General features: G+C 41.7%; 14 protein-coding genes, 1 pseudogene and 1 CRISPR repeat array. Of the genes and pseudogenes, 8 read left to right on the top strand and 7 right to left on the bottom strand.

The genetic code is table 11. The annotated features are described in order from the left end of the window. Nucleotides 1–38: 38 nt before the first annotated feature. The 4 genes from UB51_RS17340 (at nt 39) to UB51_RS17325 (ending at nt 3,397) form a co-directional block, all read left to right on the top strand. On the top strand, nt 39–737 hold the full coding sequence (locus UB51_RS17340; RefSeq protein ID WP_044878374.1) for a response regulator transcription factor: 699 nt from the start codon (nt 39–41) through the stop codon (nt 735–737). Nucleotide 738: 1 nt separating this feature from the next. Continuing rightward, entirely contained in the window at nt 739–1,674 is a 936-nt protein-coding gene (locus UB51_RS17335) for a sensor histidine kinase (protein WP_160297282.1), read from the top strand. Between the two features lie 123 nt (nt 1,675–1,797). Further along, nucleotides 1,798–2,721, top strand: a complete 924-nt coding sequence (locus UB51_RS17330; protein WP_044878373.1) for an ABC transporter ATP-binding protein — start codon at nt 1,798–1,800, stop codon at nt 2,719–2,721. Continuing rightward, nucleotides 2,714–3,397 (top strand): ABC transporter permease, encoded by a 684-nt coding sequence (locus UB51_RS17325; protein WP_044878372.1) that lies wholly within the window; start codon nt 2,714–2,716, stop codon nt 3,395–3,397. Before UB51_RS17330 ends, UB51_RS17325 begins: the two co-directional genes overlap by 8 nt. A gap of 272 nt (nt 3,398–3,669) precedes the next feature. Next, nucleotides 3,670–4,030: a CRISPR direct-repeat array (repeat unit 32 nt; unit sequence GTCGCTCCCTACGCGGGAGCGTGGATTGAAAT). A 161-nt stretch (nt 4,031–4,191) separates the two neighbouring features. Here the strand turns inward: UB51_RS17325 and UB51_RS17320 are convergent. Beyond that, nucleotides 4,192–5,554, bottom strand: a pseudogene (locus tag UB51_RS17320) (transposase). A 238-nt stretch (nt 5,555–5,792) separates the two neighbouring features. Between UB51_RS17320 and UB51_RS17315 the strand changes: the two are divergent. Together UB51_RS17315 and UB51_RS17310 are read left to right on the top strand one after the other, a co-directional pair. After that, a complete protein-coding gene (locus tag UB51_RS17315; protein WP_044878371.1) occupies nt 5,793–6,410 on the top strand; it encodes an RNA polymerase sigma factor in 618 nt (205 codons plus the stop codon). A gap of 244 nt (nt 6,411–6,654) precedes the next feature. After that, entirely contained in the window at nt 6,655–7,008 is a 354-nt protein-coding gene (locus UB51_RS17310) for a hypothetical protein (protein ID WP_044878370.1), read from the top strand. Nucleotides 7,009–7,240: 232 nt separating this feature from the next. Here the strand turns inward: UB51_RS17310 and UB51_RS17305 are convergent, their stop codons facing one another. The 5 genes from UB51_RS17305 to UB51_RS17280 all read right to left on the bottom strand — a co-directional run bounded on the left by UB51_RS17305 (nt 7,241) and on the right by UB51_RS17280 (nt 11,649). Then, complete coding sequence (locus UB51_RS17305) at nt 7,241–8,341, bottom strand: DUF1648 domain-containing protein (protein ID WP_044878369.1); 1,101 nt, start codon at nt 8,339–8,341, stop codon at nt 7,241–7,243. Between the two features lie 225 nt (nt 8,342–8,566). Continuing rightward, nucleotides 8,567–8,944: a thiol-disulfide oxidoreductase DCC family protein gene (locus tag UB51_RS17300; RefSeq protein WP_044878368.1), complete on the bottom strand. Its 378-nt coding sequence runs from the start codon at nt 8,942–8,944 to the stop codon at nt 8,567–8,569. Nucleotides 8,945–9,425: 481 nt separating this feature from the next. Further along, nucleotides 9,426–10,046 (bottom strand): sporulation delaying protein family toxin, encoded by a 621-nt coding sequence (locus UB51_RS17290; protein ID WP_044878366.1) that lies wholly within the window; start codon nt 10,044–10,046, stop codon nt 9,426–9,428. A gap of 80 nt (nt 10,047–10,126) precedes the next feature. After that, nucleotides 10,127–11,116, bottom strand: a complete 990-nt coding sequence (locus tag UB51_RS17285; RefSeq protein WP_052675988.1) for a sporulation-delaying protein SdpB family protein — start codon at nt 11,114–11,116, stop codon at nt 10,127–10,129. Then, nucleotides 11,101–11,649 (bottom strand): SdpA family antimicrobial peptide system protein, encoded by a 549-nt coding sequence (locus tag UB51_RS17280; protein ID WP_044878365.1) that lies wholly within the window; start codon nt 11,647–11,649, stop codon nt 11,101–11,103. Before UB51_RS17280 ends, UB51_RS17285 begins: the two co-directional genes overlap by 16 nt. Nucleotides 11,650–12,320: 671 nt before the next feature. On the opposite strand from UB51_RS17280, the gene UB51_RS17275 reads away from it, so the two are divergent. Further along, nucleotides 12,321–13,994, top strand: coding sequence for an alpha/beta hydrolase family protein (locus UB51_RS17275; protein WP_052675987.1), 1,674 nt, complete (start codon nt 12,321–12,323; stop codon nt 13,992–13,994). A 319-nt stretch (nt 13,995–14,313) separates the two neighbouring features. Here the strand turns inward: UB51_RS17275 and UB51_RS17270 are convergent, their stop codons facing one another. Further along, nucleotides 14,314–15,684, bottom strand: coding sequence for a transposase (locus UB51_RS17270; protein ID WP_044878364.1), 1,371 nt, complete (start codon nt 15,682–15,684; stop codon nt 14,314–14,316). Between the two features lie 963 nt (nt 15,685–16,647). Here UB51_RS17270 and UB51_RS17265 point away from each other — a divergent pair. After that, nucleotides 16,648–17,991 carry a lytic polysaccharide monooxygenase gene (locus tag UB51_RS17265; protein ID WP_234405462.1) on the top strand — a complete coding sequence of 448 codons (1,344 nt, stop codon included), beginning with the start codon at nt 16,648–16,650 and terminating at the stop codon, nt 17,989–17,991. Nucleotides 17,992–18,137 lie beyond the last annotated feature (146 nt).

The raw sequence follows: 18,137 nt of genomic DNA, 5'->3' as shown, positions 1-18,137 counted from the left end.
ATGGATATAACAACAAGATGGGTGGGTGAAGAGACAAGATGTCAGCAACAATATTACTCGTAGAAGATGAACCTGCCATCGGTGAGATGGTAGTGAATTACTTGGAGAAAGAAGGATTCTCTGTCGTCCACGCGAAGGATGGAGAAGAAGCGTTACGAATATTTGCTCAAGAACCATTCGATTTGATTCTTCTAGACCTGATGATTCCGAAGCTAAGTGGTATGGATTTCTTAAGACTAATCAGAGAGAAGAGTTTGATTCCGATTCTGATCGTATCTGCTAAGGATGGTGAAGTGGACAAAGCGCTAGGTCTTGGTTTTGGGGCAGACGACTACATTGCCAAGCCATTCTCTATGATTGAACTTTCTGCTAGAGTGAAAGCGGCTCTCAGGAGAGTAAGTTATTATGCCAATGTCCCTGCAGATCATAGAGCGAACATAGTTACGATTCACGAGATAGAGTTGGATCTCGACAACTTAACCATTAGCAAGAACGGGAAAGAAGTAAAGTTAACTTCGAAGGAGTTACAAATACTTAAGCTATTCTTGACTAACCCCAAGAAGGTATTTACCAAAGAGCATATTTACCAAACGATATGGGATGAACCCTATCACGGAGATGAGAATATCATCAATGTCCATATGAGTAGATTGAGAGAGAAGATTGAAGATACTCCCTCTGAGCCCAAATATATTAAAACCCTGTGGGGAATCGGTTATCGATTAGGAGAGTTCTGATGTGACTATTCTTTGGATTGGTATTATTATTCTTTTGATTATAATCATTGTCTTTCAGTACATGTCGGCGAAGAGAAGAACGGCTGATTTGAAATATAGCTACACTACGATCAACCATATCTTGGAGCAGAAATCTTCTGAGAAGCTGCTAAGAATTACATATGATCCAGCCATGCAATTATTACTTACAGCTATTAATTCATTACTTGATTCAAATCAGGAATTAACAGCTCATTTCACAAGAACTGAGTTAGTGATGAGAAGAATGTTAGCTAATGTATCTCATGATCTAAAAACACCCTTGACTGTCGTTCTTGGAACGATTGAGACGATTCTACATGATCCTAATCTTGACGATGGAGAGCGGGAACGTTTATTAATACTTGTTCATCAAAAATCGGAAGAGATTGTAAAGTTAATCAACAAATTTTTTGACTTGGCCAAATTAGAATCTGGTGATAAGGACTTTGCTTTAACACGTGTAAATATGAATACGGTTTGTAAGAATAGTATTCTGTCATTCTATGATCTAATCCATTCAAGGAATCTAGAAGCGGCTATTGTAATACCAGAAGCGCTGATATATGCGTATGCTAATGAAGAAGCTTTAGAGCGAATATTGAATAATTTAATGGACAATGCGATCCGATATGGAGCAGATGGTAAGGTCATTGGTATCACGTTAAGAAGTGACGAAACTTATGTATATATTGATGTGTGGGATCAGGGGAAGGGAATTAACGAGCAACATCATGATCTTATCTTTGAAAGAATGTATACACTCGAAGATTCTAGGAATAAATCTTTTCAGGGAAGCGGACTCGGTCTCACGATAACGAAAAGATTGGTTGAACAATTAGGTGGGGAAATCCATCTTCATAGCAAACCATATAAGAAAACGGTCTTTACAGTGCAACTTCCAAGAGCTACATATTAGAGGTTGTTCAAACGCGTTAATCATGTGTTAAGCATTCGTAAGATTTTCTTAAGAATTAAGAAATAAAAAAGAAAATGTTTTCGCCTAAACTAAAGTTAATCTTAAATAAAGGAGCTCAACATTATGAGCGTTATCGTAAGAACGAACCATTTAACGAAAGTTTTTCAAGAAAAAGAAGTTGTATCTGATGTGAGTATGAGCATTGAGCAAGGGCAAATATACGGATTTCTTGGACCCAATGGGGCAGGTAAAACAACCATTATGAAGATGCTGCTTAATTTAGTAAAGCCAACTCATGGTGAAATAGAAATGTTTGGTGAGAAGATAAATCATTCATCTAAAGATTATCTTAAGCGAATAGGCAGTATTATTGAGTATCCTATATTTTATGATAAATTAACGGCGATGGACAATTTAGAACTTCATTGTGAGTATATGGGATTTTACAATAAGAAGGCGATTAAGGAAGCACTGGAAATCGTAAATCTCGTAGGTGTTGAAGGTAAAGCAGTTAAAAATTTCTCTTTAGGGATGAAGCAACGTCTTGGGATTGCAAGAGCCATTACAACGAAACCGGATTTGTTGATTCTTGATGAGCCCATCAATGGCCTAGACCCTGTCGGAATGAAAGAAATGAGAGATATATTTAGTATGTTGAGTAAAGAATATAGGATGACTTTGCTCATATCTAGTCACCTATTGGGGGAGATCGAACTCATAGCCGACACCGTTGGAATTATTAAGGAAGGGCGATTTATTCAGGAGATATCAATAGACAACCTTAGAGGAAAGAATACGGCGTATATTGAGCTTGAGACACCTGATCTGAAGAAGGCTGCTTCCATCTTGGAGAATAGACTTCAAATTAACAACTTCAAAGTGATGAGTGATTTTGTTATCCGTATTTATGAGTCCTCCCTATCCCAATCGGATATATCCAAAGCATTAATATTAGGGGATGTAGCTATCGAATCCATCAACAAGAAGAGCGTATCCTTAGAAGAATATTTCATAGATCAAATAGATGGAGTTGAGAAATATGCTTAATCTAATGAAACTTGAGCTCAAAAAGAATAAATTGGGATGGTATTATAAAGGGGCGGCGATTGCCACTGTGGTGATCATATTCCTCATGTGGCTTATAGAGTATACAGATGATGAGTCTGGATTTGCAGACTATGCAGAAGCGATCAGCTCAGCAGGGTTATTTGTCAGAGCCACCTTTGCTATATTTGCAGGGGTTCTCATTGCTAAGATGATCATTAATGAATATAACAGCAAGACCATATCACTTTTATTCACATATCCGATCAGCCGTAAGAAATTAATGTTCTCCAAATTGTTGATTGTTAGTGGGCTTACTTTTATAACCATTATGATTTCAAATGTGATCGTAGTACTTGGATATTTAGCAATGAACTCGTTCTTTCATTTCAAACCAGGGATGGTTCCTACAGATCTTCTAATCGAGCAGGGGATCAGTATCATTGTTCAAGCTGTTGCCGCGACTGGATTTAGCCTCATTTGTTTATACTTCGGTATGCGTAAGAAATCAGTACCCATAACCATCGTATCTTCTATATTAGTCGTTGCATTAAACACACAGAATTTGAATGGATTCAATATCAGTTCGATTATAGCGGTTCCCATTTCATTTGGGCTGATTGGGATTCTAATAGCCTATCTGTCTATTAGAAATATTGAAAGTAAGGATATTGTGTAATCCATCTGTGGCGTTAAAATAAGTTAATGGTGTAAACATTATCGATGTAGTTTAGACGTGGAAAGATTCTGTGTAGAACGAAAAGAACAGTAATTCTGGAGAAAAGTTCGAACCCCAAGCTCACATGAAATCGCTGGAAGGTTCGCACCTCTTGCGTGATAAGGATTTTTAAGATATCTTGATCAGAAAGGCCGTCAGGAAAGTAACTGTGATAGAGGATCGCACTTTTGGACCTTGCAGCCCTTACGTAGCAAGCACCCTTTCGGGGTGCTGTCGCTCCCCGTGCGGGAGCGTGGATTGAAATCATAGTACAGTTTAAGATCTGGGAGGCCTTAAACGTCGCTCCCTACGCGGGAGCGTGGATTGAAATAATAAGGTTGCGGCAGTCGGGGTTATTTTCCTAGTCGCTCCCTACGCGGGAGCGTGGATTGAAATTCCAATAGAGATGAAGAACGTAGAGTGCCATTATTGTCGCTCCCTATGCGGGAGCGTGGATTGAAATTCTTGTAGTATCTTAAAAATCTGACGCATTTCTTGTCGCTCCCTACACGGGAGCGTGGATTGAAATATGGCAAAAGCAGAAGAGAACCAAACATAACGAGTCGCTCCCTATGCGGGAGTGTGGATTGAAACACGACAACCAAGGGGGAAAAATAATGAAGAAAGGTCGCTCCCTATGCTGCCAGTGGATTGAAACTGAACTGAATACATTTATGAATGAATCAATTTCATAAATCGTTCTCTCACTAATCAGATTAACCCAATATTTACGCCATCATTTTTAAAATTAGGAGCTACGCCGTTAATTTATTCGCTTTAATACTTTGGTTCAAGCGGTCAATGGTAAGTTTACAAGCGTTGTACGTCAGACAAGCTAGTTCAAAATCGACTTTAGCCAATGCACCGCGATGACGAATGTTGTTCAGTTGAAAGTATTCCTTCAAATAAGCATTCACACGTTCTACAGCCGTTCTTTTTTTATATTGTTCATAGTAACTATCACTTCCTCGAGCAGGGACGGTGTATCTTCTTGGATGATCTTCGACTTTTTTCTTGAATACCTTCTGGCATTGTCCATCGTTAAAGGGACACTCCTTGCACTCTTTGGGCTGCGTGTATTTTATGGTTTCATATGTTGAGTCAAAACTATCATATCGGTAAGAATGACCCTCTTTACAGATTGGACGAAAGTACTTGTCCGCATCGGGATCCGGTTCTTCGTTACGACGGTTGTAATCAATGAGCGCTCTAGCTCCCATTCCCTGAACTTGCTTGTAAATGGGTACTAAATCATAACCTGCATCCGCGAGCACGTGAGAAACAGGTAAGTCAGGGTGCCTTTCGGCCAGTCCTTTAAGTAAGGGGATCGCCATCTTGCCATCATTAATGTTACCAGAAGAAAGTAATGCTGTAAGGATATATTGCTTTTTACAATCGACGAGAAGATGTGCTTTAAAGCCATACCAGAATACATTTTTTCCTTTGGAATTCTTCTTTACACCCCAGGTTGGGTTCAGTGGGATTTCCTTCACCAACTCTTCATACGAGTAACACAATTGTGCTTCTACCTTTTTGTCGAACAGGGGACGATTCTCTTCAAGTTCTAATTGTTCTCTTAACCATTGCTCTCGCTCATCCTTGGATTTTCGGCCACGTTTTTTCTTGGGAAGTTCAGTTGCTAATGGGTCGGGATCGTCTTTCTTCTCTGGCTGGCGATCTCTAGCTTCAACATGAGTGGCATCCATAGCGATCTCGGATGCATCAATAAACCCTTCTTGAAAGGCCTGTTGAACTAATTTTTCATGTGACTGCTGAAAAATTTGGGACTTTTGAAGCTTTTGGATTAACCGTGTATATGAAGATTCACTTGGAATCCGATCGGAACCGGTAAAGCCACAGTCCATACTGAATTCAATACTTCTATTTCAAGCGATTTCTTAGATCTTTAATCGTCGGGATACGTTCGACGATCCGAATGAACAGCGAGTGAAGCATAGCAGCATAATTGAGCTGAGTCGGCGCCCCTAGAAAGGCTTTCTTCGATACGACACGTAAGAAAGGATTAATATCTAACGTCTCAAAGAGATAGCCATCTTTGGATGACATTTCCAATAAGTCTTGCAAGGAAAACAGGCTTTCTTGTTGAATAGTGTACATTGAGAGATGCTCCTTTCTTCTCATAAGTGTCTGGTAGGGGTACTAAACACTTCGAGATTTGGGGAGGTACTCCTTTTTTATATTCTAAAAACCCAAGCCCAGTAAAGCTTTGGATTTATAAAAACGCTTAAATTTAAAGTAACATTTGGGATAATGTGTTATTATCTTGTTATACAAGAATATTTTTACACTATATACAGTGTTTAATATTCTATTAAATAGGGGGGGACATAATTAAATGGCTGAAAAGAACAGAGAGATAGACATAAAAGAGTCAGTAGATCAGTTACTTATAAAGATGTTCAATGAGCAGCTATTAGAGACAGAGTTGTCGGAACTTTATCAAATGTTAAGAGTAATTTATTACCCTTTTATTGTGTGGAAGCTACAATGTGTTTATGATGCTGAAGATGCTTTTCAAGATTGGATTTATGCACTGTATCAAGCAAGATCTCTGAGAATGCCAGACAATCCAGCAGCTTATGCAGTGAAAATGCTGAAGAACATCATCAGTCAATATGTAAAAAAGAAAAACAAACAAGCAAATCTAGATTCCGCATTAAAGGAGATTGCAGTAACGATAGGTACCGAGAGTGGTACTTATATAGGGTATGACACTATGAATATCACTGTCAGTCTATCCGCTGATATATTCCACGATGAATTGCAGGAATTGCTATATAAGTTATCTATAATTGAGCGACAGTATTTAATATTGAATGTGATTTGGAGTTATACGAGCAGGGAGATTGCTGATGCTTTTAATGATACTGTTGCTGCTGTTACAAAAAGAATTCAACGAGCTAAGAAGAAAATGAAAGGCTATATACAGAATCTTAATGTGGATGGCGTCTAATTTGGAAGCGAAAATATATTTATTTGTTGAACGCTTGATGTCAAAAGAAAATAAAGTTCTAGATTGAAAAATAAAGTGTTACACTCAGTAAATTAAATTGTAGAAAATATAGTATTAGACTAATGATGAGTCATTAAGCTAACGGGCAGTTTAGACTTCCATGAATAAAAGAGGTATTTATGGTATTATATGTGATTATGGATTATGAAATAAATTGATTATTTGAAAATGGGGGAATCAAAATATGGAACGTAAAATTCAACTAATGGATACCTACGTAAATATCGACTTTGGAAACTCACCCTTTTTAAAATTAGATAAAGGGTTGCAAATTCCATACTCTTCAATTAAGGGAATAACAACAGGTAGACCGATACCAAATGCTTTTAAACTATATGGTGCTTTATTAGGAGGAATGAGAAATGGGTTATTTAGAGCAAATGGTGGTTATCAACTGCACATTTTTGAAAATGAGCTTAAAACTCTTCATTTAGATTTGAATAGCGTTAAAGTTGGTAAGTTCAAAATATCAAAGTTGATCATTGGTGTTGAAAATCCTGAAGAAATAAGTAAAAACATTTCCGAAAGAGTGAAGTGATAATTTGTTGATGAACTGTTCTTTGAACTAACGAAGCACGTTAGTTCAATAACACAGCGACAGTCTAGGACTTTATTTTCTCGTCCTTGGCTGTCGCTGTTTCGATTTTTAAGTTCAGTCTAATACTTAATTCCCGATAGCTGACAACTTTATCGAAAGTAATTACAGCAATATTCAAGGATGTCAGTCTAACACTTTATTTTCTCGCAACACTAGAATACTCCGGTGAGTACTAACCTCTAAGCCTTGTTACCACAACTAACAGTACAATAATTCCGAGCAAAATCAGCCAGCTTACTGGGTGACCGAAATTTAATCCCCAGCCGACTCCGAACCTTTTCTCGACGATTAGGTTTGGATCCTTACGATTGAAATAAATCATACCTAACAGCCATTTATCATCATCATGAACAGGTCTGACATTGGAGTAATCGGCAGATCGCTCCAAGCGGCTTCCGCCCTGACCAGCCCAGAACGATAAGGCGAAGCCGTATAGCATGATAAAGGCTATTATGATTAGGATAATGGGGATAGCGAAATTGATGTTAAGCAGAGATATCATGTTTAGTTGCACGACGGAAAACAGGATAACTAATAAGAAGCTTGCTGTAATCATAAAACATGACCAAGTACGGCGGAAAGTTACGTCTTGTCTAATGGAACGGTTCGGATCAGTGGGTTGAACCTGCTGCTTCACTCTGCGAATACTCCATTTCTCAAATATGAACAAAAGTGTTATGAACACTTGTATTATCGTAGGAATAAGCACAAGACTATAAGATTTAGCTGCATAGCGGTCTACGTTCCAACTACTGTTGAAATGGATCGGAATCTGATCAGGAATCTGATCGTAGTTGAGTAGCACAGTTACAATACTAACAACAATAATTAAAACATGAATGAGGAACCAATTATTAGACAAGCCACTGTTTCTTTTCCAAAAACCAGTGTCCTCTGCCATTATTGATGGTTCCTGAGCAATCGGCAGCATAGGTAGTAAACTTTTCATTTTGAAATGATAGCTAATGTTTATGACTAGGGAGATTACGACTATGGCGAGAGAATAAGTGACAATGATCCAACTTTGTTGCTTGGAATGTTCATCACCGTATATTAGGCAGATGATACAAACAATGAATAGCATGGTATGCAAGATGGCACTAATCCTAGCACATGACTTCCGCATCTGGCGCAGAGGCTCACTGTGGAATTGTACAGCGCTGACAGTGACTCCAAAACTAATCGTCTCTCTTGTTAAAAAAGGCATGCTTACCATGAGTACAATTGTAGGTACAAATACAAAGATCATCATTATAACAGGCATTATCGTCATATCATTCGCCTCCTCTCATACATAAGTGTGTAGTCGAAACCTCTATAAACCTTATGCATAGGCGATTCATCACTATGCCTTTTTGCGTATGATTATCCTATTAACTTAGGATAGGTAATCGACTTGAACATAAATTTAATTAAAATCGATTTCAGTGACTGCATGGGTGAAATTAACATTTATTCAGATCTTTTGTTACGCAGAGCTATTCAATTGACAAATGAATTATGGCAAGTACATCTGTTTGAAATTCTGTGTAGGTAAAGGACAGGTTTTCGTTATCCCAATTTTTTTTCGATGCTTAGCCACGATACGATAGACAGGATTTCGGATGAAGGGTGGGATAACTAGCAGTAGCAAAATTGGGATAAATGCTCGCCTCGTATCTGCAATGGCACGGATTACTGCGTCAGAATATAAATAAGTGCGTCCATGCTTAAGATAGTACATGCTGTCCACACTTTCATCCAACTCCACATGTTCCTGTGTCCATGTGCTATGGAAGTCTGTGATGCGCAAGGCATCGTTCCGGCAACTCGTAACCATTTTATGGATCAGTGAACTGCACATAGAGCATTCCCCATCATAGATGAGAACTTGCATGATGATCACCTGCTTTCAAATGCATCAATTAACGATAGACTGATCTAACTATACCAGCAATCATAGCAAAGGCTACCTTTCCGTTGCCTGCACTTCTTTTAAAAAAGATACTATTGCCTTTCCTACACTTGGTGGCTCCTTATTTCCATCAGAAGTGCTTTGTTCTGATGATTGTGCATCTCTCTTAGCACACCCAACCAACAACAGAGTGGCGCAGTGTTTAATATTTATTTGTGCCGATCGCTTATTATACCAGTCATAGTGCTTATCTTTGCGGACAAGATTGCATGTTGACCATTTGATAGAGTGATTTGACATGGAGCCTCTACGTGCATGATTCATACGAAGGGGTGAAGCCACAAGGACTTCGGTCTTTTGTATGAATCACGCCCGCACTCCATGCAAAATCACTGTAAGGAAATCCACAAGGTATAGCGAAGAAGCAATAAAACTATACTCTCAATAATTTAAGTGTCCGATTTTAAAGGTTAACAGCTAAACTTGAAATAAGGCGTTCGCCTGATATGCTGTTTCCGTTGATTGATGCAACCGAACTCCCCCACCAAAATTCTCTAGTAACTACTACATAGGTGTCCACACCCGCTACGAGAGCAATTGAAACTGCACCAATTGCGACTGAAAAGACTGTAGCTACAGCACAGAGACCTACGCCAACACCATTATCTTTGTAAGCAAGGTCACTTAAAGGAAGCAAGTTTGTCTTAACTAACAATTCGCCACCGTAATCAAGTTCTGACTTAATCTGATTTGGATTATTTGAATCGATAGCATTTTTCAAATTGTTAAAATATGCCGCATCTAGTTCATTAATCGCTAAAATAATAGAATCCATAAGCTCAAGCTCTTCACCTTGCGGTTCTGCATTAGGAACAGAATCTTTCAATTTCTTCAATTCAGGAATGTAATTAACTACATCCCCTTGTAAGAAGACAATCCCGCGAAACAACTCCTCACCTGAAAAATCCGTCTTGTTCGTAGGTAAATCCTGGGCACTAACAGGTTTTAAAATCATCATCATTGCCAACATTGCAAACACAAGGGTCACCACGACTGAACGCTTGAATATACTTGTTACCTGCATAATCTTCATCTCCCTGAAATTTTAATTTTTAACAACCATCTTTAGGAGTTTTAGTAACGTAAACCCGCTTTACGCACCAACTACTGGACGTCCGATGTCGTTTGGATACCTGTCGCTTGTACAACTTCTAGAATCATAGCTTCCTGTGGTTTGTGTTCTCGCCTACTTTTCTGCCCTAACTTCTTCAGCCATTCGAAATGGAATACATCGTCATAGTCTCTGAAAGAAAGGATTAGACTAGCAATCATAATCATAGAGAACGTCCACAGTCCTAGGAATACAGCAATTAATGCATGAAGCAGAAAACCAATCCAAAAATACCACCTGTAGTGTTTGATCGGTGCCAACAATGCTGCTGCCAGAAGCAACTCTGCCACCGTCGTTCCCCATGTGATCACAAACACAAATGGTGATATAAGAAGGGGCTTAAACAGCGACAGCGCTGTGTCATTAAAACCCAGCATGGTACTAGTGAAGTAATAATACACGGCTGAGCCGTCTATCCATTCTGGATTTTTCAGCCTCGCAATACCAGCATTAAAGTAAATAACTGACATCTGTACCTTTATTGCGAATAAGAATACAAATGCTATCACACTTGAATGCTGTCCCCACCGTAAGTTTGAAAACTGAGGGGCTTGCCAGTGCCACTTTCGATTATCCAGCAGAGTAATAGGGATGAGTAGTAAGGTGATCACTGTTGCTACCTGCTCTCCACCATCCAATGTTGAACCAGTATTTAGTAAGGAGGACGCAATCCACCAGTGAATAATTCCTGTATACCTTGGACGCCATCCACTAACAATAACAGCTAACAAGACAATGACTATCCACTTGGTGAGTGGCAAGTAATCGCTCGGTAGTATACAGAAGGCACTGATCGGATATATCGAACAATTCGGAAACTCTGCAACTCCAGCAATCGGTCTAAATATTGTCCATGTGTCATTGAACAAGAACAATGTGAGCGTAACCAATGCAATCAGACTTCGCGCGAATCCATACACGTTTGTCCATGGACTGTGCTTGCTCACATAGTTCAGGAGCTTCTCGTTTAATCTCGTGAGCAATTTACAATCACCTCCACATACTGCGATGGTTGTTCCTCAGGTGTGGTAATGCTTGCCCATGCCCATGGTACAGGTTTACGTTGTACAAGAAGATAACTAGCACACAAACTAGGGTTAGGTGTGCTATTCACTACTTCAATTACCGTGCGTTCACCTTGTTGCATACAACCTTTCAGATCCCCAGAACACACTTGCCACTGATCATGAGGCACTTGGAAACTGAGTGTTCCAGCCTCAATTCCTTGTGCTCTGCCATAACGGCTTAATCCAAAGAAGTTCGCTGCTGATGCATTCGGCCATTGCACAGCAAGTTCCAGTGTTTCAGGATCAAGGACAACAAATTCATCATCACGTGGCGACTTACTAAAGAACGACCAGCCTTGCGGCATAATCTTAAGCAGAACGTTCTTCTCGCTACTTGCGCTGACCACACTTTCGGACAAGAAATTTAGCCAGCTATAGAAGAATAATACAAGAACGACTAACGAGGTGACACATAACGTTACAAATAAACCCCTACTTCTCTGCTTCATATTAATACCAATCCTTTCTGTTTTTTCACCTCCTTCCCAACCTAATCTGTCTGGCTACCATTTAGGCTGTACTAGAGTTTTATCAATCAATTTTGTCGTTCATATATATTGTGTCTAAAAATTGACAAAAGTGGACAATTTCCAAAAAAATACAACATCATAATCAACTAACAAATAACAGAAATTCTTCTGACATTCCTCTTCGAATGCATCAAGATATTCTTAAGGTAAACGTCAAGTAGCCCCCACCTAAAAGATAAGAGCTGTGATATAATTATTTAAAGCTTACTTCACTCGGTATGTATCCGGCAACGAAGTAGACCAAGGCATGAATGGCTCTAGTGCTTCGGAATCTCCAAAATTATTTAGCTGTGGCAGTTGCTCAAACAGGTACTCTAGATACCGACACGGGTGCAACCCAATTGGTATTGAAAATCCTGAAGAAATAAGTAAAAATATTTCTAAAAAAGTGAAGTGATAATTTGTTGATGAACTGTTCTTTGAACTAACGTCGAACGATAGTTGAAAAAGTATAGCACTCCGGCACTCTGCTTTTTCATAGAAGTAACGGTCTTTTTTGCGCGGCGGATGAGATTGTTGATATTTTTTGTTCTTTCTGTTATATTCTGTATGAAATAGACAAACTATTAATCAATCCGAGGTGATTATGGATGGCGACAATGGGACGGACAAGGATAAAATGGCGTACTGCTGGAGCAACGCTGATACTTTTAACTTTGCTGCCTTTGCAGGCTTGGGCTGCGGGCGCAGGGAGGGATGACGGAACAGAGAAGGTGCCGTTGAGGACAGTTGCGGAATCGATCGGCGCGGTCGTGGATTGGAATGCGGACAATCGGCAAGCGGTCGTCACTCGCGGACAGGTGGAGCTTGTGGTCACGCTTGGCGCTGATACGGCCCTTGTGAATCGGCAAGCGCGGACGATGGACAGCAAGGCGGGTTTGTCGGGCGGCCAAATGCTCATATCGCTGGACACGATCAGACAAGCATTCGACGTTGACGTGGACTGGGATCCGCAAGCTGGTCTCCTCGTTGGACCGAAAGATGTCAAGACGCGGGGCAGCTATTTTGTACACTTGCTGCAATCAGGCCAGTTTGAAGATGCGAGAGCGATGATGAACCAGCGATTGCAGCAGCAGCTACCGGAGCAATTGCTGCAGACGTACTGGGTCAGCAATACTACCGTATACGGCTCCCCGACTCAATTGCTTATGCTCGATCAAGAGAAGACAGTGGTACATAATAATGCGATGCTCGGTTACGCTACACCGCAGCAGACGCCTTTCGGTATCATCATCCGTTTCGATGACACCGGAAAAATCGATGATTTATATTTGCCCTATTTGCCATCCGGCGCTTATCAGAAACCATCCTACGATAACCCGGCGCTATACGTGGAGCGGCAAGTCGTTGTCGGCGAAGGGGAGCGTTCGCTGCCAGGTACGTTAACCCTTCCGAAAGGGGAAGGGCCTTTCACCGCTGTAGTTCTTGTGCATGGCTCCGGACCGGGGGATCGGGATGAGTCGACCGGCGCTTACATGCCGTTCCGTGATCTGGCGGCCGGTCTGGCAGCCCAACATATTGCCGTGCTAAGATTTGAGAAACGGACCTATGAGCATACGCTTCAAAGCGCGCTGAATCCGCAGTTTACCGTCAAGGATGAATCGGTGGACGATGCGTTGGCGGCGGTGAAGGTCCTGCAGCAGCAACCAGAAGTGGATGCCGCACAAATATTCGTGCTGGGCCACAGCCAGGGCGGAATGCTCGTTCCACGAATCGTGCAGCAGGACAGTACCGGCTCCATCGCCGGCGCAATCGTCATGGCTGGCCCCTCGGAACCGTTCGAGGACCTACTCCTTACTCAGTACCAACAAGCGGCGGAACGCGCCAAGCAGGCGGGACAACCGACCGATGCGCTGGAACGGCAGGTACAAATATGGGAACAGCAGATGGCACTGCTGAAGGATCCACAATATTCCGTCACCCATATTCCTAAAAATTTCGCCGTGCAAAATCCGGTCTGGTGGTTCGATTTCCGCAACTATTACGCTGGAGAGTTCGCCAAGGACCAAAAAACGCCTATGTTGATCATGCAGGGCGAGAACGATTTCCAGGTCGGTCCCGACCAGTTGGAAGGCTGGAAAAAGGCGCTGACCGCACGAACGGACGTATCCTACAAATTATATCCGAAGCTGAATCACTTCTTCGTATCCGTTGACCAGCCATCAACAGGCGCCGAGTACGCCATACCTGGCAATATTCCGTATCAAGTTATCTCGGATATCGCGGATTGGCTGAACGGTGTGTCTGCAGCAGAACCGCAATAAGCAAGCGTAAACGGACAAGCGCCGATCCATAGGATCGGCGCTCTTGTCTTACAGCGCTAATCTGGGGTTGGCTCATGAAACGGAAAAAATTACGGAGAACGATAGCGCAATGACAACAACAGGCTGCCGGGACATCGGCAGCCTGTTAAGCGAACGGGCAGTCAAGGTTGTTAGAATTTGCTCCTTCAGGACTTAATGAGAAGCTGATCCGACTACTCGCTCCAAAATTATTAGTAGAGATTCGAATCAATTTCATAAATCGATTTCTCAGTGATCAGATTAACCGAATCGTACAACCTGCAATTTTTTAAATTGGGAGTTATGCGGCTACTCTTTGTGTTCTCAATCGGTGGTTTAAGCGATCAACGGTCAATTTGCAGGCATTATAGGTGAGACAAGCAAGCTCGAAATCCACTTTCGCTAGTGCCCCACGATGACGAATGTTGTTCAACTGAAAGTATTCTTTCAAATACGCATTTACTCGTTCTACGGCTGTTCTTTTCTTGTACAGCTCATAGTAACTGTCGCTGCCGCGAGCAGGAACGGTATATCTTCTTGGATTGTCTTCCACTTTCTTTTTAAAGACATTTTGGCATTGCCCGTCGTTCAACGGACAGTCCTGGCACGCTTTGGGCTGCGTATATTTAATGGTGCCGTATTTCGCGTCAAAGCTGTTATACCGATAAGCGTGCCCTTCTTTACAGATCGGACGAAAGTAGTTGTCCATGTCTTCATCCTGCTTTTCATTGCGGCGGTTGTAGTCGATGAGTGCTCGTGCGCCCATGGTTTCGACTTGCTTGTAAATCGGAACTAAATCATAACCGGCATCTTCAAGCACATGCATTACAGGCAGTTCAGGATGTCTTTCGGCGAGTCCTTTTAGTAAGGGAATCGCCATCTTGCCATCGTTGATGTTGCCGGAAGAAAGCAAGGCGGTAAGGAGATATTGGCTTTTGCAATCCACCAATAGATGGGCTTTAAACCCGTACCAGAACACGTTTTTCCCTTCCGAATTCTTCTTCACACCCCAGGCAGGATTCAGTGGAATTTCCGCTACCAACTCGTCGTATGAGTAGGGCAATTGGGCTTCTACTTTCTTCTCGAAAAGGGGACGATTTTCTTCCAGTTCAAGTTGTTCCTTTATCCATTGCTCGCGCTCAGCCTTCGATTTGCGTCCGCGTTTCTTCGTGGGTATTTCCGTTTCCAATGCATCCACATCGTCTTTTTTCTTGCCTGGTCCACGATCCCTAGCTTCAACGTGCGTGGCATCCACCGCGGCGTTGGATCCATCGATAAAGCCTTCTTGAAAGGCTTGTTGCACGATGCTTTCTTGCGATTGCTGAAAAACAGGGGACGTTTGAAGTTTTTGAATAAGCCGCGTATACGAAGCTTCGCTTGGAATCCGATCCGATCCGGTAAAGCCGCAATCCGTGCTGAATTCAATACTTCGCTTCAGGCGTTTTCTAAGATCCTTGATCGTCGGAATGCGTTCGACAATTCGGATGAAAAGGGATTGCAGCATGGCCACGTAATTCAGCTGCGTCGGTGCCCCTAGAAATGCTTTTTTCGATACCGCACGTAAAAAGGGATTGATGTCTAACGTCTCAAAAAGGTGGCCATACGTATCCTTGGGTGACATTTCCAATAAATGCTCCAAGGAAAATAGACTTTCTTGTTGAATACCATACATGGGAGTTCCAACCTTCTCTCTGTGTGAAGTAGCGGTACTAAACACTTCGAGATCTGGGGAGGTACTCCTTTTTTCACGCCTCAAAAACCCAAGCCCAGTAAGGCTTTGGATTTATGAAATTCATTCGAATATAAACATAAACATAAGATTTAATATGTATTTAGCGGCTCTAATTCATAATCAATGCTTGCAGACAATACAAATCAATGCTGATGGTAGCGGAGAGGATGAATTGTCGTGGTGAAGCGTAGCGTTCGCCTAAAAGCTTTCCCTTGGAAAGCTACTTCGAAAGCATACGCTTTACCCCTGAATTTTAACTGCTGCAGCGCTATATTAAAAAAATTGGGGGCAACAGCGATTCGCTTGGACAATCCATCCGCGTAGCGGTCATCTATCAACTCGATATATTTATCAAGTGCTTATTTTTCCTCGTATAAATTTTCAAGATAATCTTCCTGATATCGCAAGAATAAACTTCCTCTAAGTACGGTCTGCCTTCCGTGAAAGTATGTTAATTGACGTTTTTCTTATCGACTTAATACGACTGATTAGTAACCAACAGGCTATCTAAGCTAGGTAGCCTGTTCTTGTTGTTCTAATGAGACGAAGAGAAAGAAAAGAAAATATTTGTAATAATAATTATTATAAAATAATACATTTTATGTATATTTAAAATGTGATTAATGCCACAGCATAATTTACTTCGCATAAGTGGTTGCATTTTGTACATGTTTGAACCTGCTCTCTTATTGTAATCGCTTTCATATGTTGGTTTCTGAGTATCGTTATAAACTCATAAAGAGTTTATATACATGTTCTTGCTTAGGAGGATAGGATAACTTTCACCATGAAATCCTGCTGATTATTGACAATCAGGTTGAAGGGGAGGTGGCGCTCGATCATTTGTGAAGGAAACTTAGCTCTGGTTACACCATTAAGAACATTAAGAGGAGGATATTTAGATTGACAATTCTAAGTTTAACTAGACCAGGAAAGATAAAATTACTAGTCGCTAGTGGCATGATGCTGATGCTGGCTATGGCTATGTTCTTTGGGTTAGAGGGCAAAGCCTCTGCACACGGTTACGTAAATAGTCCATCTAGCCGTGCAGCTCTATGTGCCAGTGGAGTCAATAAAAATTGTGGTCTTATCATTTATGAGCCATACAGTCTTGAAGCGCTTAAAGGATTTCCCGCAGCGGGTCCGGCAGACGGTAAAATTGCAAGCGCTAACGGTCAGTTTGCTCCACTCGACGATCAATCAGCGACCCGTTGGTCTAAGGTAAACTTAAGTCCGGGTACGACTACGTTCAATTGGAATATTAAAGTCCCTCACGCTACATCGAGCTGGAAATATTACATTACTAAGCAAGACTGGAATCCAAATGCACCGCTTAGCCGTGCTTCCTTCGATTTGGCGCCTTTCTGCAGCGTATCCTATCATGGGACGCCGGGGGGCACTTATTCGGACACTTGCAACGTTCCTAACAGAACGGGATATCAGGTCATTCTGGCCGTATGGGAAATTGCAGATACAGCCAACGCTTTCTATAATGTCATAGATGTAAACTTTGCTGGCAATCTTGATAACATAGCTCCAACTGCACCTGCTAGCGTAACAGTATCCAATATCGCAACGACAAGTGCAACAGTTACCTGGACAGCTTCCACGGACAATGTTGGCGTAGCCGGCTATCGGATCTTCAACGGTTCGACACAGATTGCTTCCACCAATGGAGCTATCAGCTACAATTTGACAGGTCTAACGTCCAATACATCGTACAACATTACTGTGAAAGCATTCGATGCAGCTGGGAACGTATCCGCAGAGAGTAATTCGGCTCCCTTCACGACTCTTACCATTACAGGACCGGATATTGTTCCACCAACAGCTCCAACAAGCTTACATGTAATGGGTAGCACAACCTCGACAACGGTGCCTTTGGTGTGGAGTGCATCGAGTGATAACGTAGCAGTGACGGGGTACCAAGTATTCCGCGGCACCACTCTCGTGGCTACCGTCTCTGGATCGACTCTGGAATATCTCGTCAGCAATCTGACGGCAAATACAGCCTACACCTTTACCGTAAAGGCCGTTGATGCCAGTGGCAATGTGTCAGCAGAAAGTAATACGGTTAACGTTACGACGCCTGCTGCTCCTATAACTTATACGGAATGGAACGCTTCAACGGTCTATGTCGGTGGCAACAAGGTTACGCATAATGGAGCTAACTATGAAGCCAAATGGTGGACCCAAGGCGAAATGCCGGGTTCCGCTGGAGCTGACGTTTGGAAATTGATTCCTTAAGCTTAGATAGCCTTTATTTTAATTCATCATGTAGATGACTTCTGATTTTATCTTTATCAGGAGTCATCTTTTTTATTGTGTTGCCTGCCCAGATAAGCACGCATGTTCTAGCCGGTGAAAGTCCGGTCACGGGAGGGGCTGTCTAC

It is taken from the genome of Paenibacillus sp. IHBB 10380, assembly GCF_000949425.1.
Taxonomy (GTDB): Bacteria; Bacillota; Bacilli; order Paenibacillales; family Paenibacillaceae; genus Paenibacillus_AQ.
Note: the sequence above shows the minus strand (reverse complement) of the source record. Positions and strands in the feature narration are given on the sequence as shown.

Bases quoted from the DNA above. Each gene is read 5' to 3' on its own strand.
- UB51_RS17270 (WP_044878364.1), bottom strand. From the start codon at position 15,684: ATGTATGGTATTCAACAAGAAAGTCTATTTTCCTTGGAGCATTTATTG.
- UB51_RS17310 (WP_044878370.1), top strand. From the start codon at position 6,655: ATGGAACGTAAAATTCAACTAATGGATACCTACGTAAATATCGACTTT.
- UB51_RS17275 (WP_052675987.1), top strand. From the start codon at position 12,321: ATGGCGACAATGGGACGGACAAGGATAAAATGGCGTACTGCTGGAGCA.
- UB51_RS17325 (WP_044878372.1), top strand. From the start codon at position 2,714: ATGCTTAATCTAATGAAACTTGAGCTCAAAAAGAATAAATTGGGATGG.
- UB51_RS17315 (WP_044878371.1), top strand. From the start codon at position 5,793: ATGGCTGAAAAGAACAGAGAGATAGACATAAAAGAGTCAGTAGATCAG.
- UB51_RS17340 (WP_044878374.1), top strand. From the start codon at position 39: ATGTCAGCAACAATATTACTCGTAGAAGATGAACCTGCCATCGGTGAG.
- UB51_RS17290 (WP_044878366.1), bottom strand. From the start codon at position 10,046: ATGCAGGTAACAAGTATATTCAAGCGTTCAGTCGTGGTGACCCTTGTG.
- UB51_RS17300 (WP_044878368.1), bottom strand. From the start codon at position 8,944: ATGCAAGTTCTCATCTATGATGGGGAATGCTCTATGTGCAGTTCACTG.
- UB51_RS17330 (WP_044878373.1), top strand. From the start codon at position 1,798: ATGAGCGTTATCGTAAGAACGAACCATTTAACGAAAGTTTTTCAAGAA.
- UB51_RS17280 (WP_044878365.1), bottom strand. From the start codon at position 11,649: ATGAAGCAGAGAAGTAGGGGTTTATTTGTAACGTTATGTGTCACCTCG.
- UB51_RS17305 (WP_044878369.1), bottom strand. From the start codon at position 8,341: ATGACGATAATGCCTGTTATAATGATGATCTTTGTATTTGTACCTACA.